We start from the raw sequence: 23,073 nt of genomic DNA on the forward strand, positions 1-23,073 counted from the left end.
TATAACTGATGGACGCAGTCTAAATCAGGCTGACTTCCCCTTTTTCCAGTGCCTGAAGCTGGTCGATAAACCCTTTCCCGTACCGGCAGGAGCACTGCTTGCTGTGTTCGTATTTCACCCGGTGGCAGGGAATAATGATGGGTATCGGATTGACATTTTTCGCCATGCCGACCGCCATCATGGCACACGGTTGGTTGAGGCGAGTCGCCAGTTCCTGGTAAGAGCGATGATGGTTAAAGGGGATATCGCTAATGGCCTGCCAGACCTGGCGTTGAAAATCGGTACCCTGTGGGGCGAGGGGGAGGGTGAAGGTCTTACGTTTTCCAGAGAGATATTCGGTCAGTTGCTTGATATAAGGTGCCATAAAAACCGGGTGATGTTCCCAGTGACTGTCGGGAGTGAATCCGTCACTGGCAAGGATCAACTGTCGGAGCCCCTGTTCGTCAGCCAGCAGGTATATCTTACCCAGTACCGAGTTGATAGAGTCGTAATACATAGTCTTCACTGTGTTAGTTGGCGTCGCTGCGGGCGCTGATTTGACAAGCATAGTTGATACAAAAGACCAAATCTTTGTCCTGCCATAAGTTTATAGTCAATGTTGTGCCCCTGTGCTAACGTTTCAGCTATCTGAGATAGCCATAGGATGAAGTGCTGTTGTTACATTCAATTATCAGTCGGGCGACGACGATCGAAATCAGTGATGACCAAGGTGGCAACGATGGCAAAGTGCGCCTGATCACCACCAAGGATTTGTCCGCGATTACCCGCTATTACCAGCGCAATCGCCAGTACCTGCAGCCTTGGGAACCTGTACGTGAAGAGGCCTTCTTCACTGAGTCCGGCTGGCAGCGCCGCCTGGAACAACTGGTGCAGTTGCAAAAGCATAAAATGGCTTTCTACTTCGTGATTCAGATGCATGACAGTGATGAAATTTGTGGGGTGGTGAACTACAGCAACGTAGTCAGATATCCGTTTTTCGCCTGCCATGTCGGCTACTCACTCGATGAAGGGTATCAGGGACGTGGAATCATGCCCCGTGCATTAGCGGCCACTAATCAGTGGATGTTCGATGATCAGGATATGCACCGTATTATTGCAGCCTATATGCCGCGCAATGGCCGAAGCGCCGCGGTTCTGAAGAAGTGTGGCTTTACCATTGAAGGTGAAGCACGCGATTATCTGATGATTAATGGGCAGTGGGAAGATCATATCCTGACGGCAAAAATCAACGATGCCTGGATTGCTCCGCTGAGTTAAAGCATGAGCTAGAGAAAAACACAAAAAAAAGCGAGAGTATTTACTCTCGCTTTTTTTGGAGGGTTACCTAGCAGCGGCGTTTAAATACGTTGCCACAATTCGGCATACCGACCGTGTTGAGCCAGTAATTCACGGTGGCGGCCCTGTTCGATAAACTGACCTTCATCCATCAGACAGATGTGATCCATCTGCTCAAGACCGACCAAGCGGTGCGTAATGAACAGTACCGTCTTGTCTTTTGCATGCTCCAGCAGCAACGACATGATCTGTTGTTCAGTACGGCGATCCAGTCCTTCTGTTGGTTCATCCATCAGCAGAATCGGGGCATCGTGCAGCAGCGCGCGGGCGATACCGATACGGCGGCGTTCACCACCGGAAATCTGACGGCCACCTTCACCTAACCAGGTATCCAGCCCTTTACCTTTCAGCAGTGCACTCAGGCCGACTTTTTCCAGCACGTCACAGAATTCTTCATCGGTGCCTGATGGCTTGGCCAGAATCAGGTTTTCGCGCAATGAGCCATTGAACACGTCCACACGCTGGCTGACAACGGTGATGGCGCAGCGCAAAGCGGCTTCCTGCCATTGCGGCAGCGGCACACCATCCAGTGTGATCTGTCCCTGTTGCGGATCCCAGTTCCGGGTCAGCAGTTGAAGCAGGGTCGATTTACCGCATCCGGTACGTCCCAGAAGCGCGACTTTCTCACCCGCCTGAATCGTCAGGCTGATGCCTTTAAGCACAGGCTCATCACTGCCGTAATAGGTGTAAGCGATGTCATCAATGGTAATTGTGCCCTGAACGTTCGCGCTGTGCCCGTTCGGGTCAAACGGTGTATCCGGGGTTGTTTGAATGATCTCATTCAGACGACGTGCAGAAGTCAGGGTTTGTCCCAGATACTGGAACGCGCCAGCAACCGGCATCATAAGCTCAAAACTGGCCATGGTTGCAAAGGCTATCATGGCAACGAATGGATCCGGTGCCTGACCATGCACGCCATCTGCCGCCAGCCAGGTGATCAGTACCAGTGTCCAGCCTGTGGCAGCCATCAGTATGGCGTTGGCCATACCCGTCAGGTTAGCCATGCGGCGCTGTGCGGCCAGCAGACTTTCCTGCTCGTCCAGAGCTTCACGGTAGTAACGTTCTTCGGCATTGAACAGCAGCAGTTCAGCATGGCCCTGAATCCAGTCCAGCAGGCGTATGCGGTAGTTGGCTTTTGCCAGCGTCAGAGATTGGCCGTGGGTCTTACCCAGACGGTAGAAAATTACCGGCAGGCTTAACATCAGGGTCAGCAGAATGGCACCCAGTGTTAGGCCAATCGTGAGATCGAACCAGGCCAGAAAGCCGGTAATCGCCAGCAGGCCGATAACCCCGATGATTAACGGGCTGACCAGACGCAGATACACATGGTCCATGGCATCTACATCTGCTACCAGACGGTTGAGCAGATCGGCATCACGCAGATTTGCCTGCCTACCCGGAATCAGCGGGGTTAGCTTGCGAAAGAAGAACAGGCGTAGATCAGCCAGCAGCTTGAAGGTTGCGTTATGGCTGACCACACGCTCGCCCCAGCGCCCCGCCGTTCGGGCCATTGAGAAACCGCGAACGCCGGCCCCCGGCAACATGTAGTTGAACGTCTCACGGGCAATGGTCAATCCGGCGACCGCTGAGGCGGCGATAAACCAGCCGGACAGCGTCAGCAGGCTGATGGCCGACAGCAGCGTCGCCAGACCCAGCAGCATCCCCAGAGTCAGACCGAACCAGTGTTTACGGTAGAGTTTCAGGTAAGGGATTAATTCACGCATCGAGATCCCTCTTATCGGTGTGAGACAGCATATCGGCCAACAGCCCGTGCTGGCGAATATCATCAAAATGACCGTTTTGTACCAACTGGCCGTTTTCCATCACCATTACCCGGTCCATGGCTGCGAGTTGATCCAATCGGTGGCTGACCATCAGCGTGGTTTGGCCATCAGTGGCTTGTTTCAGACTTTCCAGTACCAGATGCTCACTGTTGGCATCCAGACTGGCTGTCGGTTCGTCCAGCAGCCAGAAAGCACCGCTTTGCAACATGGCTCGGGCAACGGCAATACGCTGCGCCTGACCGACCGACAGACCGCTGGAGCGATCACCAACCGGATGCTGGTAACCATGCTCAAGACGCTGGATAAACTCGTCAGCATAAGCCTGTCTAGCCACTTGCTGAATGTGTTCATCCGTCGCCAGCGGGTTGCCCAGTGTGATGTTGTCGCGCACCGTACCGTGCAGTAGCAGAGGGTTTTGACCGACCCAGCTGATGGCCTGACGCCACTGGCTGTGATCCAGTTCGCTCAGTTCACTGCCGTTGACCTTCAGGCTGCCGCGATAGGGCAGAAAGCCCAGAAGGGCATTGAGCAGGCTGGTTTTACCGGCACCGCTTGGTCCCACCAGCGCCACTTGTTCATGCGCCTGAATGGCGAAGCTTAGTGGACCCGCTAGCACTTGCCCCTGAGGGCTGAGCACTTCCAGGTTTTCCGCTTCGATCCGGATGGTTTCCGGTGAGTCCAGGTTTGTATCCCCCTGGCTCATGCCATCGGCTTCGGTGTTAAGGAATTCCACCAGTGATTCCGCCGCACCAATGGCCTGGGCTTTGGCGTGGTAGAAGGTGCCCAAATCACGCAGCGGCTGATAGAACTCCGGTGCCAGCACCAGAATAAACAAGCCGGTAAACAGCGTAATGGGTACACCGTAATGGCCGAAATTCAGCTCACCGATAAAGGCAAAGCCAAAGTAAACAGCCACAATCGCGACGGAAATGGCAGAGAAAAACTCCAGCACGGCAGAAGACAGGAAAGCCATCCGCAGTACTTCCATGGTGCGCTTGCGCAGCACATGGGAAGCCGCGTGCAGGTTTTCTGCCTCGGCTTCAGCCCGGTTGAACAAGCGTAATGTCTGCAATCCCTGAAGGCGGTCATAAAAATGGCCGGACAGACGCTGCAGCGCTTTGAAGTTGCGCCGGTTTGCATCTGCGGCACCCAGTCCCACCAGCGCCATAAAAATCGGAACCAGTGGGGCAGTAATCAGGAAAATCAGGCCAGCCGCCCAGTTCAGCGGGAATACTGCCACCAGAATGACCAGTGGTACCAGAACGGCTATCGACATCTGAGGGATATAGCGGGCGAAGAAATCCTGCATCTCTTCAATCTGTTCCAGTACCAGACTGGCCCAGACACCGGCCGGTTTACCTTTGATGTATGCTGGCCCCAACGCCTGAAGACGTTGCAGGATCAGTTCACGAATATGAAGACGGACTTGTTCGCCACAGCGGTATCCGGCCACTTCCCGGCCCCAGCTGCAAAAGGCACGCAGGCCGACAATCACAAAAAGGCTGACAAAGCTGCTGACAAGTTGATATTTGTCTGTGTGCTCGATAATGAGCTGATGCAGGATATGTGCAAGCAGTGCCGCTTGGCCAACGAGTAGCAACCCCGACAGAAAACCAAGGCCGACACTGAGCATGAGCCAGTGTTTGGCCAGTTTGCTCTGTGATTTCAACCATTTGGTTAAATCGCGTTGTAGTTGTTTATCCATAAGAAAATCTTGCGCCGCATAAGCTGCCGGCTAAAGGTGAAGGCGAAAAACGGCCACTCGGGAGGAGTGGCCGGATAAAGATTATTGTTGTTCTTCCAGCGCGTCCAGGTAGCGCTCGGCGTCCAGCGCCGCCATACAGCCGGTACCGGCTGAAGTGATGGCCTGACGGTAGGTATGATCCATCACGTCACCCGCAGCAAATACACCGGTAACGCTGGTTTGGGTAGCATTACCATCTGTGCCAGACTGAACTTTAATGTAGCCGTTATGCATCTCCAGCTGACCCTGGAAAATGCTGGTGTTTGGCTGGTGGCCAATCGCAATGAAGGCGCCCATCACTTCCAGCTCTTCCGTCGCATCAGACTTGGTGTCTTTAATACGCACACCGGTTACACCCATCTCATCACCCAGAACCTCGTCCAGAGTGCGGTCAGTGTGAAGGAAGATGTTGCCGTTCTCGACTTTGTCCATCAGTCGTTTGATCAGGATTTTCTCTGAACGGAAGGTGTCGCGGCGGTGGATCAGGTGAACTTCAGACGCGATGTTGGACAGGTACAGGGCTTCTTCAACGGCAGTGTTACCGCCGCCGACCACCGCCACTTTCTGGTTGCGATAGAAGAAACCGTCACAGGTAGCGCAGGCAGACACGCCGCGGCCTTTGAAGTTTTCTTCTGATTCCAGCCCCAGGTACTTCGCAGACGCACCGGTAGCAATAATTAGCGCATCACAGGTGTACTCGCCATTGTCGCCTTTCAGACGGAAAGGACGCTGGCTGAAGTCAGTTTCCTGGATGTGATCGAAAATAATTTCAGTTTCGAATCGTTCCGCGTGGGCTTTCATACGTTCCATCAGAGCTGGACCCGTTAACCCTTCGGCATCGCCTGGCCAGTTTTCAACTTCGGTTGTGGTGGTCAGCTGGCCGCCCTGCTGCATACCAGTGATCATCACTGGCTTCAAGTTTGCGCGTGCCGCGTAGACAGCTGCGGTGTAACCCGCCGGGCCAGAACCAAGGATGAGCAGTTTGCTGTGTCTTACGTTACTCATTACTTCTCCAGGCTGAAATGAGATTTCTATTATGTGATGGGTGATTGTAGGTAAATTGCGTGCCTAATGAAAGGGGGATTTCTGAAGGCTAAATGTGGGGAGGGGAGAAGTGGCTTCCTGCCTGTGGTTCCGTCCGGCAGGAAGTGAATTTTCATATATTAAATATTTATAAGTAATTCTTTGTGATTATAAAAGAGCGGTAACGTCGTCGTTAATCCTTGCTGGTTAATGCATGCTGATAGCCACGGTTGGATCGGTATAGTGCAGGTTAAAGGCATCAGCAACTTCCTTGCAGGTGATTTTGCCGTACATCACATTCATGCCCGCAAGGAATCCGGGATCGTCGAGCAGGGCTTTTTTATATCCTTTATTAGCCAGATTAATGACATAGGGTAGGGTGGCATTATTCAGGGCAAAAGCAGAAGTACGGGCCACCGCGCCGGGCATGTTGGCAACACAGTAGTGAACAACGTCATCCACTATATAAGTGGGTTCGGTATGCGTGGTCGGGTGTGATGTTTCAAAGCAACCACCCTGATCAATGGCGACATCAACCAGAGCCGAGCCGGGTTTCATGCGCTTCACATGCTCGGCAGAGATCAGCTTGGGAGCTGCGGCCCCCGGAATGAGCACTGCTCCGATGATCAGGTCTGCCTCAGGGACGAGCTTGTCAATCGCTTCATTCGTTGAGTAGAGTAGGGTGACTTTGCCCTGAAATTCCTGATCCAGAGCCCGAAGGGTTTCCAGGTTACGATCCAGCAGCGTAATGTTTGCCCGCATTCCCATCGCAATTCGGGCGGCATTTGAGCCGACGACGCCACCACCCAGAATCACAATGTTTGCCGGTTCGACGCCCGGTACACCACTGAGCAGCAAGCCTCTGCCACCGTGAGAATTCTCTAGGGTTTGGGCGCCAGCCTGGATAGACATTCTGCCGGCAACTTCTGACATGGGGGCGAGAAGCGGTAATTTGCCTGAGGAATCAGTGACGGTTTCGTAAGCAATACAGATAGCTTTGCTGTTAATGAGGTCTTTTGTTTGTGGAAAATCCGGTGCAAGATGGAGATAGGTGAATAAAATTTGTCCCTCGCGGAGCAGAGATCTTTCTCCGGCCTGGGGTTCTTTTACTTTGACAATCATCTCTGATCTGGTAAAAACTTCTTTGGCGTCAGAAATAATTTCAGCGCCGGCTTTTACATAATCAGCATCAGATAAACCGATGCCAGCCCCAGCTTGGGTTTCAATCAGGACGTGATGACCCAGCGAGGTAAGCTCGCGAACACTGCTCGTGACTAATCCCACACGGTATTCGTGATCTTTGATTTCTTTAGGGACGCCAATGATCATGCTTCACCTCCCTTGGCATCTGGAATGATTGGCTACTGATGAGGTTGTAAATGCAGATCTAATGGCAGTATAGTTTGACTGTCAGAGTATTTGATTCTAAATAATAGAAAGATGTAGTATATTTTTTTGCAAGGAAGTAAGAAGGTGGAATAAAAAATGGTAGATACCAAAAAGAAACCATCCAAGGAATTGGATCGCATTGACCGTAACATTCTGAATGAACTTCAAAAAGACGGTCGTATTTCAAACGTTGAGCTGTCTAAGCGTGTAGGCCTTTCTCCAACACCGTGTCTGGAGCGTGTGCGTCGGCTGGAACGTCAGGGATACATCAGCGGATATACTGCATTATTGAATCCACAATATCTGGATGCCTCACTGCTGGTTTTCGTTGAAATTACCCTGAACCGTGGTGCGCCGGACGTGTTTGAGCAATTCAATAAGTCAGTACAGGAACTGGAAGACATTCAGGAATGTCACCTGGTTTCCGGTGACTTCGATTACCTGCTTAAAACACGTGTATCGGATATGTCCGCATACCGTAAGCTACTTGGCGAGACCCTACTTCGCCTGCCAGGCGTTAACGACACCCGTACCTACGTGGTTATGGAAGAAGTTAAGCAGACCAACAACCTGGTTATTAAAACACGCTAATTTACCAGCGTTTTGAAGTACAGGATAAATCAAGCGGCCGCTGCAGAGCCGCTTGATTTGTATCTGGCGCTGGGATTTTCAGCACAGCCTTTGAAAAAATCACCAACTCTTTACCTTCCGCCACTCTCAAAATGGCAAAAACAGCCAGCATTTAGTATAAGATAAGGCAACAGATTCAATAGCGCCTGAACAGCCAGTGACGACTGTCAGCATAATAGGCAACCTGCTCACTTATTGAGTGTTTTTCATTGATAAGGAATGCAGGTAACGATTTTTCAGGTGCATTTTAGTGGTTACATCGGAGTGTTTTTTGAGGAAAGTTAAGGGCAAAAAGCAGCCTATCATTCGCCTTTCTGGGGGGCAGCGCTTACTGGAAAGCTTCTTAATTGTTGGCATTCTGGCTGCTATTTTTATCATGATCGCCTTGCTCAGCTTTAATCCGGCAGATCCTTCCTGGTCTCAGACCGCATGGGAAGGGCCGGTTCAGAATAAAGCTGGGGCATTGGGAGCGCTGGTGGCAGATACCCTTCTGTTTACTTTGGGCTCGTTAGCGTATCCGTTACCGGCCGTGATCATTCTTACAGCCTGGGTATTGTTCCGTCGTCGTGAACAACCTCTGAAGCTGGATTACATGATTTACGGTACGCGTCTGTTGGGCCTGCTGGTACTATTCGTAGCCAGCTGCGGTCTGGCGGATTTGAACTTCGATGACATCTGGTACTTCTCGTCTGGTGGTGTGATTGGCGATGTAGTCTCCAATATGGCGCTGCCGCTGTTTAATCTGCTGGGTGCGACACTGGTACTCATGTTTGCCTGGGCTGTCGGTTTTACCCTGTTTACCGGTATTTCCTGGCTCAATATTGTCGATTTTCTGGGGGAGAATACCCTGAAATCGATGGCCGGTATGCTGAACAAGGTACGTTCGGACCGTTCTGAAACCCTGACGCCGTTTGCCGCTGATATTCCGGATGAGCACCAGACCGAATTTGGTAAGCAGCTGATTCAGCAAATGGCCACTGAGCCGGATGCCGATGACGTCCTGCTGGCATCAAGCAGTGATGCTCAGGCTGCGAAGGCCGCAAAACAGGCTGAAGATCGGCATGTTTTCGCTCGAAAAGAGCCGCAATTTGGTGAACCGGGGCAAGCCGCAGATCCATTGTTGTCTTCCCCGGCGGCGAAAGCGGAACACGGTGCCGGTTCTGAGCCTATGATTGTGATGCCGGAGCGACGCTTGCGTCAGCCTGTCCAGCCACAACAGCCGGGTGCAGGACAGGCAGTGGCTGCGCAAGTGCCTCAACCAGCAATGGTTCAGGGGGTGAATGCGTCGGTTGCTCAGGCTCCCCAGGCTACCGCTCCTCAGACTATGATTTCTCAGGTACATGCGCCTCAGACACATGCTGCTCAGGTGAAAGCTTCTCAGCCTCAGCAAACTCAGCCCCAGACTGGTACGCATACGTCGCCGAGCCCGGTTCAGCCGGTGTCATCTCAGCCCGTTGCTATGCAGCAGCCGCAAGCAATGCATCCGCACGGCCAGGCTGTAGCAACGCCTGAGCCGGTACGGCCATCAGAACGGCCTTCCGCTGTGCCTCAAGTGCAGCCTCAAACTGTGTCGGCCTCAACCGCACCAAGTGCAATTCAGCCAAGTACATCTCATCAAAGTGCAGCTCAACAAAGCGCGACTCAACAAAATGCGTCTCTACAAAATACGCAGCCGCAGAGTACGGCACAGCCAAATACCCCGCAGCTAAATACCTCGCATTCAGGTGTTTCGCCGTCTGGCGTCGCGACTGCCACTTCTGTGATTGAATCCGCATCGTCGCTGCAGCCCACGCAGCAAGCGAAAGGGATGACCATCGCAGATCTGGAGCGTGAACTCGAAAGAGATGAAAACTTTACGGTGTATGTCGAAGATAGCGATGCTTTGCTGAAGGCCAGCGAAGCGGAAATGTCGGCTTCTGAACCAAGTACTGAGCCTCACCGTTACCCAGAGCCCCGTAACGAATCTTCATATTCCGAGCCTGAACTGGACCAGGAACCGTCTCAGTTGCTGTCAGAGGTATATACACCGGAAAATGAACCGGCATATTCATCCTCGGTTCATACCCAGCCAGTTACAACAGCTACACAGTCGGTTACGGAAACATCGTTTGCAGCAGCACCGATGCCGTCGTCTGAGATCGAGATTGGTGTGCAGGACGGGATGTCTGAACTGGAACGTGCAGAGCAACATGCCAGTGTTGACAGCGATGATGATTATGATGACGACTTCGATGATGCACAAAGCGATGCTGATCTGAGTGATGAAGAGGCTTTCCTGAAGAAAATCCGGGATGCCCAGAAAGCGCAGGCACATGCAGCCGGTCTGGATAATCCATTCCTGATGAAGCGGGAAGAGGACTTACCGGTACCGACTACGCCGATGCCAACCATCGAACTGTTGCAACCGGCAAGACAGACGGTACAGCCGGCAACAGAGGAAGAACTGAAGCAAACGGCCATGCTGGTTGAATCAAAGCTGGCGGATTACAAGATCAAGGCGAAGGTGGTCGGGGTTTACCCGGGGCCGGTTATTACCCGTTACGAGCTGGATCTGGCGCCGGGTGTGAAAGTCAGCCGTATTTCCGGTTTGGCGAAAGACCTTGCTCGGGCCTTGTCTGCCTCTGCGGTGCGGGTTGTGGAAGTGATTCCGGGCAAACCGTACGTCGGCCTTGAACTGCCGAACGTCAGCCGCGAAACGGTTTATATGTCGGAAGTGATCGCCAGTGATAACTTCCAGCACAAGAAGGGCGCACTGCCTATCGTGCTGGGCTATGACATTGCCGGTGAAGCGGTAGTGGCAGATCTGAGCAAAATGCCTCACTTGCTGGTGGCCGGTACAACCGGTTCCGGTAAATCGGTCGGGGTGAACGTGATGATTCTCAGCTTGCTCTACAAGTGTAAACCGGAAGATTGTCGTTTCATCATGATTGACCCGAAAATGCTGGAGCTGTCGATTTACGAAGGAATTCCGCATCTGCTGACCGAAGTTGTGACCGACATGAAAGACGCGGGGAACGCGCTGCGTTGGTGTGTGGGTGAAATGGAACGTCGCTATAAGCTAATGGCCGCGTGCGGGGTGCGTAACCTGGCCGGCTTCAATGCCAAGCTGAAAGAAGCGGCTGCTGCTGGTCACCCAATTCACGACCCACTGTGGCGACCGGGTGACAGCATGGACGAGTATCCGCCGTTGCTGGAAAAAATGCCTAGCATCGTGGTTATTGTCGATGAATTTGCTGATTTGATGATGGTGGTCGGCAAGAAGGTGGAAGAGCTGATTGCTCGTTTGGCTCAGAAAGCGCGTGCGGCGGGTATCCACCTGGTGCTGGCAACGCAACGTCCGTCGGTTGACGTGATTACCGGTCTGATTAAGGCCAACATTCCAAGTCGTATGGCCTTTACGGTCTCGACCAAAACCGATTCCCGTACCATTCTGGATCAGGGCGGTGCAGAATCGCTGCTTGGAATGGGTGATATGCTTTACTTACCGGCGGGACAAAACCACCCGATTCGGGTACACGGTGCCTTTGCATCCGATGACGATGTACACAATGTCGTGAACGACTGGAAAGCCCGAGGTAAACCGCAGTACATCGAAGGGATTCTGGATACAGATCAAGGGGCTGATGGCCTGTTGCCGGGCGAAGCGCCGGTGGCTGGAGACGATGACCTGGATCAGCTGTTTGACGAAGTGGCGCAGTTTGTTGCTGAATCTCGTCGCGGCTCAGTATCCGGGGTGCAGCGTCGATTCAAGATCGGTTACAACCGTGCGGCCCGTATTGTCGAGCAGCTGGAGGCCCATGGTATTGTCAGTGCTCCGGGGCATAACGGCAATCGCGAAGTGCTGGCACCGCCGCCACCGCCTCGGGATTAACCCATTACAAACGGCCTGCTGTATCAGCGGGCCGATAATAAGGTAAACACGAATGATTAAAAAAATCGCATTGAGTCTGCTGGTTTCTGCTCCGTTATGGCTGTCAGCGCAAGCATGGGCAACGCCTCAGCAGGAGCTGACCACGCGCTTGGCAAAAGTGAATGCTTTCACGGCCAATTTTAAACAAACAGTAATCAGCCCTGATGGCGATGTGCTGGTTGAAGGCAAGGGCGACGTGGCGATCAAGCGCCCGAACCTGTTCCGCTGGAATACTAAGACTCCAGATGAAAACATTCTGATTTCTGACGGCCGCACACTGTGGTATTACAGCCCGTTTATTGAACAGGTGACAGCCATGTGGCTCAGAGATGCGACCGAACAGACGCCATTTGTGCTGTTAACGCGAAACAGTGCTGCCGACTGGCAGAAATACAATGTGTCGCAAACGGTGGATACGTTCACCCTGACTCCGAAGAGCGGTGCTTCATCAATGGGCAAGTTTATTGTGACTGTGGCTAAAAATGGTGAAGTGCGGAGTTTCACTGTGATTGAGCAAGATGGTCAGCGCAGCAACTTTGCTTTCAGCCAGTTCAACAAAACGGTGCCAGCGGCGAGTCTGTTTACCTTTACGCCGCCAAAAGGCGTCGAATTGGATGATCAGCGCCAGTAAGGCGCCAGATATCCCTTATCGTTACAATGATTATGTTTAGGTGGTGTAATGCCACCTAATTTTGTTTTTAAGGAGTGGTTCATTTGAATAACTTCAGCCTCGATTTCTCATCGGATTTTCGCCCGTTGGCGGCCCGGATGAGACCACGTACTGTCCAGGAATACATTGGCCAGAAGCATATTCTGGGGGAAGGGAAACCGCTCCGTCGTGCACTAGAAGCCGGCCATCTTCACTCAATGATCCTGTGGGGGCCACCGGGTACGGGGAAAACCACGCTGGCTGAAGTCGCCGCTCACTATGCCAATGCGGAGGTCGAGCGGGTGTCTGCGGTGACCTCCGGGGTCAAAGACATCCGTGCGGCGATTGATAAAGCCCGTGACAATAAAATGGCCGGACGGCGCACCATCTTGTTTGTGGATGAGGTACATCGCTTCAATAAAAGCCAGCAGGATGCGTTCTTGCCGCATATTGAAGACGGTACTGTCACGTTTATTGGCGCTACCACGGAAAATCCCTCATTTGAGCTGAACAACGCGCTGTTGTCCCGTGCGCGTGTTTATAAGCTCAAATCACTTGAGAAATCGGATATTCTCGCGGTGATTGAACAGGCGCTGGCTGACAGAGAACGCGGAATCAGCGAAACCAATCTGTGCTTTGTCGAAGACGTGAAGGAGCGTCTGGCTGAGCTGGTCGGCGGGGATGCCAGAATGTCCCTCAACTACCTTGAACAGCTGATCGATATGGCCGAGGAAGATGAGAAAGGCGTTAAGCAGATCACGCTCGCCTTGCTGGCGGAGGTCGCCGGCGAAAAGATTGCCCGCTTCGATAATAAGGGGGATTTGTGGTACGACATGATTTCTGCAGTCCACAAGTCAATCCGCGGCTCCAGCCCGGACGGTGCATTGTACTGGTTCGCCCGGATGCTGCAGGCGGGATGTGACCCGCTCTATGTTGCCCGCCGCTTGCTGGCGATTGCGTCAGAAGATATCGGAAATGCTGACCCGCGTGCGATGCAGGTGGCAGTATCTGCCTGGGACTGCTTTACCCGGGTGGGGGCGTATGAAGGTGAACGGGCCATTGCGCAGGCAATTGTGTATTTGGCCTGCGCGCCAAAGAGCAATGCTGTTTATACCGCCTTCAAGCAGGCGAAGCAGGATGCGGCGAACCACCCCGACTATGAAGTGCCACATCACTTGCGGAATGCACCGACCAAACTGATGAAAGAACTGGGTTACGGGCAGGAATACCGGTATGCGCATGATGAACCCGGAGCCTACGCGGCCGGTGAGTGTTATTTCCCGCAGGAGCTGGCCGGGACGCGTTACTATCACCCGACTAACAGGGGTCTTGAGACCAAAATTGCCGAAAAGTTAGATTATCTCGCTTCATTAGATGCAAAAAGCGCGTCAAAGCGCTATCAATAATAGGGCTTTTTGGGTATTGTTGATAAATCAGCGTTAGCGCCGCTAACGTATTATGATTCAAAAATTATTTAGCCATCGCATTGGCTAAATAATGTGCATTTTAGATCGTTATGAGCACAGGATTAGCATGCTAGATTCTAAATTACTTCGAACTGAGCTGGACGCAACAGCCGAAAAATTAGCGCGCCGTGGTTTCACACTTGATGTTGAACTACTTCGTTCCTTAGAAGAAAAGCGTAAGACTCTTCAGGTCCAAACCGAAGAGCTGCAGGCACTGCGTAACTCCCGATCGAAGTCCATTGGTCAAGCGAAAGCGAAGGGCGATCACGAAGAAGCCGAGCGCATCCTGGCGGAAGTAGGTAACCTGGGCTCTGAGCTGGACGAAGCGAAGAAAGCCCTGTCTGCACTGCAAGCTGAACTCGATACCATTACTCAGACTGTTCCTAACCTGCCAGATGACTCTGTGCCGGTAGGTAAAGACGAAGAAGATAACGTTGAGATTTCACGTTGGGGTGAGCCAAAAACTTACGACTTCGAAGTGAAAGATCACGTTGACCTGGGTGAGCTGGGTGGTGGCCTGGATTTCGCTAGCGCGGTGAAAATCTCGGGTGCTCGCTTTATCGTCATGAAAGGCCAGTTTGCCCGTCTGCACCGTGCGATTGCTCAGTTTATGCTGGATCTGCACACTGACGAGCACGGCTACACCGAGATGTACGTACCGTACCTGGTGAATGCAGACAGCCTGTTTGGTACTGGCCAGTTGCCGAAATTCGGCGCAGACCTGTTCCACACTCAGCCACTGACTGAGAAAGTGAATGATGAAGAGCCACGTACACTGTCTCTGATTCCGACGGCAGAAGTGCCTGTGACCAACTTGGTACGCGACACCATCACTGAAGAGGCAGATCTGCCACTGAAGATGACGGCGCACACGCCATGTTTCCGTTCTGAAGCGGGCTCATACGGTCGCGATACGCGCGGTCTGATCCGTATGCACCAGTTCGATAAAGTTGAACTGGTTCAGATTACCCGTCCGGAAGACTCAATGGCTGCGCTGGAAGAACTGACTGGCCATGCTGAGAAGGTTCTGCAATTGCTGGAACTGCCATACCGTAAAGTCGTGCTGTGTACTGGCGACATGGGCTTCGGCGCATGTAAGACTTACGATCTGGAAGTGTGGGTACCTGCTCAGGGTACATACCGCGAGATTTCTTCATGTTCTAACATGTGGGATTTCCAGTCGCGTCGTATGCAGGCTCGCTTCCGCCGTAAAGGTGAGAAGAAACCTGAACTGGTTCACACGCTGAACGGTTCTGGTCTGGCAGTAGGTCGTACCATGGTGGCTATCATGGAAAACAACCAGGAAGCTGACGGTCGTATCCGTATTCCAGCAGTGCTGCAGAAGTACATGGGTGGCGCGACGCACATTGGTTAAGATTAATTTAGTTAATCTTTCCCCAAACATGAAAAACCGGCCTGATGGCCGGTTTTTTTATGCCTGAAATGTGGTTTGTGAACCGCTTCTTCTGAGCTGTGCCACGTGCCCGTTAACAGGAAGCATTAACACCACTGGCTAATTGGCTGGAATCGCCAAAAACTCGGTTAGAGATGGTTAAAGGGCAATACACCTGTACCCTGATGTTGATGCAGTTCGGGCAGTTTGACCTCGACCTCATTGGCTATTTCCGCCAGCATGCCATCGAACAGTTGAAACAGTGTGTCTGATACCTGCTGGGAGAACTGGTAGAGTGCATCCCGAACCTGGTCTTCATCGGCAACGTAGAGCGGAATATCGTCAAACTGGCCAAACAGGGTATCCAGTATCAGTGGGGGGACAGGCTCATGAATGGGCAGAGTCATTTGCCCCAGTCGACGTTTCAATATTTGCAGGTGCAGACGTAATTCCCTTTCCATCGCAGGGCTGCCGACCGAAAAGTTATGAATGGTGTAGCGAAAGCGACTCAGGCTGTCGATTGCATTCAGAGTCACCGGCCATACTGCCTGATAGTGGTTGAAGATATGATTCTGCTCGGCCGCAATCAGGCTCTGTGTGATGGTATCGTCAATCAGGTAAAGAACATGCCGAATAAGCTTGCCGTGTTCTACTTGGTTGCGCTGCAGCGAATAGCTGGGCCATTCCTCAAGCAGGCTGTGGAGCCGCTTAGCTAAAATGCGATACATCGGGCGATTGCTAGGTTCGGCCAGGTTGGTCAGGCTTTGGATTAGGTTTTTGATGGCCCGGCTCTCTGCCAAAGCCGGTGGTTCCGGCTGCGCAGGAGGGGAGCCTGTCGTCGTATTGAGATGAATATTCAGCCATTGGTGGGTCTGGCGTCGGTGAAATCGCAATAAATGAATCAACTGGCGTAAGCCAATCACCTGATTAAAACGGCTTTGCAGCATCAGACGGGTCTGCTTCGCACGGTAAGCGTAAATAGCCAGCGCAAGCGCCACAACAAAGAGTGTGGAAAAAACATAGAGCATTGCTGCCTCCTTGGCGCGATGAAGCCTTAAAGAGACAGTTCAGCAAGTAATGTGCCTGAAAAGTGGCTGATTTACTTTATTTAATTCATTGAATTAAAACTGAAAAACACAGAGTGATTGGAGTAAATAACGCATTGATACTGTAGTGGTGCAACGATGGATCTTTTCAGTGCAAATAAAAAAGCTCCCGAAGGAGCTTTTTCTCTGAGTCATTAACTCTTACCGAGCACTGCTGTTACATATCGCCCTGTGAGGCTGGCTTAGAGTGTGTACCCGTTGCCGGATGCAGATGAACTTCTTCTTCTTTTTCTCCAGCATGCGGGTTGTGGTAACGGGTCAGATCCAGTTCACCCTCAGACTTAGCCACAATACAGGTTACACAACTGTCACCAGTGATGTTGACGGCAGTACGAATCATATCCAGCAGACGGTCAACACCCATGATCAGCGCAATCCCTTCAACCGGCAGGCCAACTTGGTTCAGCACCATAGCCAGCATGATCAGGCCGACACCCGGCACACCGGCTGTACCAATTGATGCCAGAGTCGCTGTCAGAATCACAGCCATGTAGTCACTCATGGTCAGATCGATGTTAAACGCCTGTGCGATGAACGCTGTCGCCACACCTTGCATGATTGCAGTGCCATCCATGTTGATGGTCGCACCCAAAGGAACCGTGAATGACGCGATACGGTTGCTGACACCCAGGCGCTTGGTCGCGGTTTCCATCGTGATCGGGATGGTCGCGTTAGACGAAGCCGTCGAGAAAGCAAACATGATGGCATCTTCCATTTTCTTCAGGAAGATTTTCGGGCTCAGACCAGAGAAGATCTTCAGCATTGAGCTGTAAACAACCAGACCGTGAATCAGCAGAGTACAAGACAGAACCAGGAAGTAACCGAACAGATTGAAGATTGCATCAATGCCCAGACCTGTGAACAGTTTTGCCATCAGGAAGAACACACCAAACGGTGCCACGTGCATCAGCAGCGCAACCAGCTTCATGATGACTTCGTTCAGGTCCGCAAAAACTCCGGCAATACGTTCCCCCGCTTCGCCCGCAGCACTGATGGCAATACCAAACAGAATAGCAAATACGATGATCTGCAGTGTGTTACCGTTTGCCATTGAACTGATTGGGTTTGTCGGGAACATGCCTATAATCACTTGTCCCAGTGATGGGGCTTCTTTCGCGGCAAAGGTAGTCGCCGCGGACAGATCGGCACCAGCCCCTGGCTGGAACAGGTTACCCATTACCAGTGCCAGAGTAATGGCAATGGCTGTCGTTGCCAGATAGAAGGCCAGCGTTTTTCCTCCCAAACGGCCCAGCGTGCTGAGATCCTTCAGGGTACTGGTACCGCAAACCAGAGAAACAAAGACCAGAGGCACAACCAGCATTTTCAGGCTGGCAATGAAAATAGCCCCGCCGACCTCAAACAGGCCGTTAACAATATATTCGTGAACAAAAGAATCTTCAGAAAAGAGGGAACGAATAATAAACCCGGTCAGGATGCCCAGTACCATACCGAGAATGACTCGGCCGGTAAGGGACATTTTTTTCTTTTGAGTTTGCATGAAAAGAACACTCCTTATAATTATTCACTCTGTCAGTCATTCGTCAGAGTGCGGAGCAGGTTAACAGCAGTTCTGGTGTTAATGCGAAGTAAAATGCTGTTTAATAATCAAAGGTATGTTTTAGATCACACTTTTATCAATAACGACAAGTGCTGAAAACAATGTTTTTAACCAAATTTTAACCTTGGTGATAATAATAGCTCGATTTTTATGTCGTGAATTGGATTGAAGATAATTTTTACGTTGCTTTTGCGGTTTGGTGTGATGAGGATCGTTTTCAGAGTTTTACGCTGTTAACATTTTTGCAGAGCATATATTGATAGCCTCTCCCTGAATTCGAGTGCTCATATGTAACTTATTGGTTAAAAAGGATTTGTCTTCACTTAATAGGTTTTGGCGGCGGCGTATTTATTTTGCGCGCTAAGTTGCATACTTATTCTTGTGTGCAAACTTGTGTACTAAGAGGAAGCCTTCTGTGTAAAGGGACGCATCAAAAAGTCTACCTGCGCCCTTGTCACTATGGTCGCGACCGATCAAGTCGCAAAAAAGCTAGCGGTCAACATACAGACAGACGGCAAATACCCAAAAGCGAAAAAGCGAAAAAGCGAAAAAGCGCATATACGCGAGGCACAAAGACAAACATACAGTGTTCGCTGATGCTGGTGGGTTGAGGTGAAAGGGAAGCTTCAAGGCTCACAATGCAGAAATGATTGCGTAGGGGCGAAACGAAAGCTCTGCAGCATTTGGGCTAGAGTGGCTCTAAGGTTTAACAGGAACCAGCAAGCCAGATTTGGATAAGTAAGCCCGCACAAATGGCGGGAGAATAAAAAAGGAGCCCGAAGGCTCCTTTTTTTAACGATAGTTCATAACAACAGGTTACCGGTTAAAGGTAACCGGGCGTCGACTTACATGACGCGCATGCCAGGCTGTGCGCCTTCGTGCGGCTCAAGCAGCCATAGGTCTTTACCGCCTGGGCCAGCAGCCAGCACCATGCCTTCAGACATGCCGAATTTCATCTTACGTGGCTTCAGGTTTGCCACCATGACAGTGTACTTACCAATCAAATCTTCAGGGCTGTAAGCTGACTTGATGCCTGAGAAGACCTGACGGGTTTCGCCGCCCAGATCCAGCTGCAGCTTCAACAGTTTGTCTGCTTTTGGCACGGCTTCACACGCAATGATTTTGGCGATACGCAGGTCTACTTTCGCGAAGTCATCAAATTCGATTTCGTCAGCGATTGGCTCTTCTGCCAGCGCACCCGCCGCGGCTGGTTTAGCTGACGCTGCTTCATCAGCCGCTTTTTCCGCTGCTGCTTCTTCTTTCGAGGTTTCGATCATCGCTTCAACGAACTTAGGATCGATACGGTTGAACAGTGCTTTGAACTTAGCGATTTCATGGTTGGTCAGCGGTTGTGCCAGACCTTCCCATGTCAGGGCGTTATTCAGGAAGGCTTCACAGCGTTCTGCCAATTTTGGCATAACCGGTTTCAGGTAAGTCATCAGAACACGGAACAGGTTAAGGCTCACAGAACACACATCCTGCAGCTCCTGATCTTTGCCTTCTTCCTTGGCCAGAACCCATGGTGCTTTCTCGTCAACGTACTGGTTCGCTTTGTCAGCCAGTGCGGTGATTTCACGGATAGCACGGCCAAATTCACGTGTTTCGTACAGCTCTGCAATACGGTCAGACGCTGCAACAAACTCTGCGTACAGATCTGGCTCGACACAAGTGTCAGACAGCTTGCCGTCAAAGCGCTTGCTGATGAAGCCAGCATTACGGGAAGCCAGGTTAACAATCTTGTTCACTACGTCACTGTTAACACGCTGGGTGAAGTCTTCCAGATTCAGGTCCAGGTCGTCGATACGGCTGTTCAGTTTTGCCGCGTAGTAGTAACGCAGGCATTCCGGATCCAGGTGTTTCAGGTAAGTGCTGGCCTTAACGAAAGTACCGCGAGATTTTGACATCTTGGCACCGTTAACGGTCACATAGCCGTGAACGAACACATTGCTTGGTTTACGCAGACCCGCACCTTCCAGCATTGCAGGCCAGAACAGGCTGTGGAAGTAAACAATGTCTTTACCGATGAAGTGGTACAGTTCCGTTGAGCTGTCTTTGTTCCAGAACTCGTCGAAGTTCAGGTCACCGCGTTTGTCACACAGGTTTTTGAATGAGCCCATGTAGCCGATTGGTGCATCCAGCCATACGTAGAAGTATTTACCGGTTTCACCTGGGATCTCGAAGCCAAAGTATGGCGCATCACGCGAGATATCCCACTGTTGCAGGCCGGATTCAAACCATTCCTGCATTTTATTCGCGGTTTCTTCCTGCAGGGCACCAGATTTGGTCCACGCCTGTAGCATGCCTTCAAACTGAGGCAGGTCGAAGAAGAAGTGCTCAGAATCTTTCATTACTGGCGTTGCGCCGGAAACTGCCGACTTAGGATTGATCAGCTCAGTCGGGCTGTAAGTTTCACCACAGCTTTCACAGTTGTCGCCGTACTGGTCTTCAGCCTTACACTTCGGACAGGTCCCTTTAACGAAACGATCCGGCAGGAACATTTCTTTTTCTGGGTCAAATAGCTGAGAAATGGTGCGACTGGTGATGAAACCATTTTCTTTCAGTTTGGTGTAGACGAAAGACGCCAGCTCGCGGTTCTCATCAGAGTGCGTGCTGTGGTAGTTGTCGAAGCTAATATCGAAGCCAGCAAAGTCAGCCTGGTGCTCTTTGCTCACTTCGGCAATCATTTGCTCAGGTTCCATACCCATCTTCTGGGCCTTAAGCATGATTGGAGTACCGTGTGCATCGTCTGCACAGATGAAATGAACTTCGTTGCCGCGAAGGCGCTGATAGCGCACCCAGATATCCGCTTGCACATGCTCTAGCATGTGACCCAAGTGGATCGAACCGTTAGCGTACGGTAGGGCGCAGGTCACCAGAATTTTTCTTGGATTTGCAGCCATAGTGTCTTATTTCGCTCATGATGGGTAATAAAAACGTAGTCTTGAATACTACCTGATGGATAACTCGTTGCCTAGGAGGATCTGAGGTTTATGGCGGTAAACCAGAAGCGTAGGCTTTTCATTGGTGATAGGATGAAAAGAAAGAGTAAAAATGGAGCGCTAAATAACCATGAGTGACTCAATGATCCGATTTGAGAGCGTCGCAGACATTACCCGCTGGCTTAATCAGTTTGAGCATCCCTGGCTTCACGAAGAGTGGGCTGATACACCTAATTGGGTGTCAGTTTCGGCAACCGGTACGATTTCCGTTGTGTTCCCCTTTGCCGCCGCCACGGTTGTTGAATTACTGGAACAATGGATTTTCAGTCAGCAGCAGGCCAACCATATTCCCGCAGAAGCGAAGTTTGCCCTCTCATGCCGGGTTGCGCCGCTGGCTGCCGGTGAGAAACAGCCACTGCGCGGGGTGAAGAACATTGTCGTTGTCAGTTCGGCTAAAGGGGGCGTAGGTAAATCCACAACGGCGGTTAATTTAGCGCTGGGCTTGCAGGCGCAGGGCGCCAAAGTGGGTCTGCTGGATGCCGACATTTATGGCCCGTCAGTACCGATGATGCTGGGAGCAACCGACGAGAAACCGCAGTCAACGGACGGCAAGCACATGCTGCCGGTCGAGTCATGTGGTTTGTACACCAACTCTATCGGGTATCTGGTGCCGGCTGAGAATGCCGCAATCTGGCGGGGACCGATGGCGTCCAAAGCATTGTCGCAGATCGTGATGGAAACCTGGTGGCCGGATCTGGACTACCTGGTTATCGACATGCCTCCGGGTACTGGCGATATTCAGCTGACGCTGGCACAGCAGATCCCGGTTACCGGCGCGGTGGTGATCACTACGCCGCAGGATCTGGCGCTGGCCGATGCGATTAAAGGGGTCAGTATGTTTAATAAGGTGGATGTCCCGGTTGTCGGGGTAGTGGAGAACATGAGTTACCATATCTGCAGCCAGTGCGGTCACCATGAACCGATTTTTGGTACCGGTGGTGCAGAACGCATGGCCAAAGAGTATGCGGTCCCGCTTCTGGCCCAGTTACCGTTGCATATTAAAATTCGGGAAGATATCGATCAGGGTAAGCCGACGGTAGCGGCTTCACCGGAGTCTGAGCAGGCACAAACCTACATTGAACTGGCCGGAAATGTGGCCAGCCGTTTGTACTGGCAGGGTACCCCGGTGGCGGAGCAAATTACCATTCGCACCATGTAACCGATTGCTTTTTCTAAGTTGCAGACATTCTGACCAAATGCCGCGGAAGCCGTATTTTTACTGGCATCTGCGGCCACAACTGCCTATAATCAGGCGGTTTATTTATGCCAAATTATACCTGTTTCAAACAATGTACCGGGCATCTCGATGCGAGCAGTGTTTTGTTTAGACAGGTATTTTTCACCTCGCTAAGTTGTTTCACAGGTGCTTTCTGATATGTCTGAACACTCACACCAATGCGTTATTATCGGTATTGCAGGTGCCTCTGCATCCGGTAAAAGTCTGATCGCCAGTACAGTTTATAAAGAGCTAAAAGAAAAAGTAGGCGATCATCAGATCGGTGTTATCACGGAAGATTGTTACTACAACGATCAAAGTCACCTGAGCATGGAAGAGCGGGTTAAGACGAACTACGACCATCCAAATGCCCTTGACCACGATTTGCTTTGCGACCACTTGCAAAAGCTGATTAACGGTGAAGCGGTTGAAGTTCCTCGTTACAGTTATAGCGAACACACTCGTATGGAAGAAACCACCACTCTGACGCCGAAAAAGGTGATCATTCTGGAAGGTATTCTGCTGCTTACGGATCCTCGCCTGCGTGAACTGATGCACGCCAGCGTATTTATGGATACGCCGCTGGACATCTGCCTGCTGCGCCGTCTGCAGCGTGACGTGGCGGAACGTGGTCGTACAATGGAATCTGTTCTGGCACAGTATCAGAAAACTGTTCGTCCAATGTTTATGCAGTTCATTGAACCGTCTAAGCAATATGCAGACATCATCGTGCCTCGCGGCGGTAAGAACCGAATCGCGATCGATGTACTGAAAGCCCACATTGGTAAGCTACTGCGCGCATAATTGTTTCGTGTATAATCAATCCTTTCAATCAGGCAGCATCCGCTGCCTGTTTTTTTATGGTTCAGAA

Annotated in this window: 16 protein-coding genes; 8 read left to right on the forward strand and 8 right to left on the reverse strand. The window is 51.5% G+C overall.

Annotation, left to right across the window (positions count from 1 at the left end):
• Positions 1-19 precede the first annotated feature (19 nt).
• Complete coding sequence (locus C9I92_RS12080; protein ID WP_047883364.1) at positions 20-496, reverse strand: methylated-DNA--[protein]-cysteine S-methyltransferase; 477 nt, start codon at positions 494-496, stop codon at positions 20-22.
• A gap of 158 nt (positions 497-654) precedes the next feature.
• On the opposite strand from C9I92_RS12080, the gene rimJ reads away from it, so the two are divergent.
• Positions 655-1,257, forward strand: a complete 603-nt coding sequence (gene rimJ / locus C9I92_RS12085; protein WP_047883613.1) for a ribosomal protein S5-alanine N-acetyltransferase — start codon at positions 655-657, stop codon at positions 1,255-1,257.
• A gap of 80 nt (positions 1,258-1,337) precedes the next feature.
• On the opposite strand, the gene cydC is transcribed toward rimJ, so the two are convergent.
• The 4 genes from cydC to ald all read right to left on the reverse strand — a co-directional run bounded on the left by cydC (position 1,338) and on the right by ald (position 7,215).
• Positions 1,338-3,059 carry a heme ABC transporter ATP-binding protein/permease CydC gene (gene cydC, locus C9I92_RS12090; RefSeq protein WP_047883365.1) on the reverse strand — a complete coding sequence of 574 codons (1,722 nt, stop codon included), beginning with the start codon at positions 3,057-3,059 and terminating at the stop codon, positions 1,338-1,340.
• Entirely contained in the window at positions 3,052-4,824 is a 1,773-nt protein-coding gene (gene cydD, locus C9I92_RS12095) for a heme ABC transporter permease/ATP-binding protein CydD (RefSeq protein ID WP_047883366.1), read from the reverse strand. Before cydD ends, cydC begins: the two co-directional genes overlap by 8 nt.
• An 81-nt stretch (positions 4,825-4,905) precedes the next feature.
• Positions 4,906-5,868, reverse strand: a complete 963-nt coding sequence (gene trxB / locus C9I92_RS12100) for a thioredoxin-disulfide reductase (RefSeq protein WP_047883367.1) — start codon at positions 5,866-5,868, stop codon at positions 4,906-4,908.
• Positions 5,869-6,093: 225 nt separating this feature from the next.
• Complete coding sequence (ald, locus tag C9I92_RS12105) at positions 6,094-7,215, reverse strand: alanine dehydrogenase (RefSeq protein ID WP_047883368.1); 1,122 nt, start codon at positions 7,213-7,215, stop codon at positions 6,094-6,096.
• A 156-nt stretch (positions 7,216-7,371) separates the two neighbouring features.
• Between ald and lrp the strand changes: the two genes are divergently transcribed.
• The 5 genes from lrp to serS all read left to right on the forward strand — a co-directional run bounded on the left by lrp (position 7,372) and on the right by serS (position 15,305).
• A complete protein-coding gene (lrp, locus tag C9I92_RS12110; RefSeq protein ID WP_036832575.1) occupies positions 7,372-7,866 on the forward strand; it encodes a leucine-responsive transcriptional regulator Lrp in 495 nt (164 codons plus the stop codon).
• A gap of 310 nt (positions 7,867-8,176) precedes the next feature.
• Positions 8,177-11,776: a DNA translocase FtsK 4TM domain-containing protein gene (locus C9I92_RS12115; RefSeq protein WP_084712424.1), complete on the forward strand. Its 3,600-nt coding sequence runs from the start codon at positions 8,177-8,179 to the stop codon at positions 11,774-11,776.
• Between the two features lie 55 nt (positions 11,777-11,831).
• The gene (gene lolA, locus C9I92_RS12120) at positions 11,832-12,446 is read left to right on the forward strand and encodes an outer membrane lipoprotein periplasmic chaperone LolA (RefSeq protein ID WP_047883614.1); all 615 of its coding nucleotides are present in this window, start codon (positions 11,832-11,834) and stop codon (positions 12,444-12,446) included.
• An 83-nt stretch (positions 12,447-12,529) separates the two neighbouring features.
• Positions 12,530-13,870, forward strand: a complete 1,341-nt coding sequence (locus tag C9I92_RS12125) for a replication-associated recombination protein A (protein WP_047883370.1) — start codon at positions 12,530-12,532, stop codon at positions 13,868-13,870.
• A 127-nt stretch (positions 13,871-13,997) separates the two neighbouring features.
• Positions 13,998-15,305 carry a serine--tRNA ligase gene (gene serS / locus C9I92_RS12130; RefSeq protein WP_047883371.1) on the forward strand — a complete coding sequence of 436 codons (1,308 nt, stop codon included), beginning with the start codon at positions 13,998-14,000 and terminating at the stop codon, positions 15,303-15,305.
• A gap of 167 nt (positions 15,306-15,472) precedes the next feature.
• Here the strand turns inward: serS and C9I92_RS12135 are convergent, their stop codons facing one another.
• The 3 genes from C9I92_RS12135 to metG form a co-directional block, all read right to left on the reverse strand.
• Entirely contained in the window at positions 15,473-16,351 is an 879-nt protein-coding gene (locus tag C9I92_RS12135; RefSeq protein WP_047883372.1) for a hypothetical protein, read from the reverse strand.
• A 235-nt stretch (positions 16,352-16,586) separates the two neighbouring features.
• Positions 16,587-17,927 carry a dicarboxylate/amino acid:cation symporter gene (locus tag C9I92_RS12140; protein WP_047883373.1) on the reverse strand — a complete coding sequence of 447 codons (1,341 nt, stop codon included), beginning with the start codon at positions 17,925-17,927 and terminating at the stop codon, positions 16,587-16,589.
• A 905-nt stretch (positions 17,928-18,832) separates the two neighbouring features.
• The gene (gene metG, locus C9I92_RS12145; protein ID WP_047883374.1) at positions 18,833-20,887 is read right to left on the reverse strand and encodes a methionine--tRNA ligase; all 2,055 of its coding nucleotides are present in this window, start codon (positions 20,885-20,887) and stop codon (positions 18,833-18,835) included.
• Between the two features lie 181 nt (positions 20,888-21,068).
• Here metG and apbC point away from each other — a divergent pair, with 181 nt between their 5' ends.
• Positions 21,069-22,145 carry an iron-sulfur cluster carrier protein ApbC gene (gene apbC, locus C9I92_RS12150; protein ID WP_047883375.1) on the forward strand — a complete coding sequence of 359 codons (1,077 nt, stop codon included), beginning with the start codon at positions 21,069-21,071 and terminating at the stop codon, positions 22,143-22,145.
• Positions 22,146-22,361: 216 nt separating this feature from the next.
• Positions 22,362-23,006 (forward strand): uridine kinase, encoded by a 645-nt coding sequence (udk, locus tag C9I92_RS12155; RefSeq protein WP_047883376.1) that lies wholly within the window; start codon positions 22,362-22,364, stop codon positions 23,004-23,006.
• The last annotated feature ends 67 nt before the right edge of the window (positions 23,007-23,073 follow it).

The organism is Photobacterium ganghwense (assembly GCF_003025595.1).
In the GTDB taxonomy this organism is placed as follows: Bacteria; Pseudomonadota; Gammaproteobacteria; order Enterobacterales; family Vibrionaceae; genus Photobacterium; species Photobacterium ganghwense.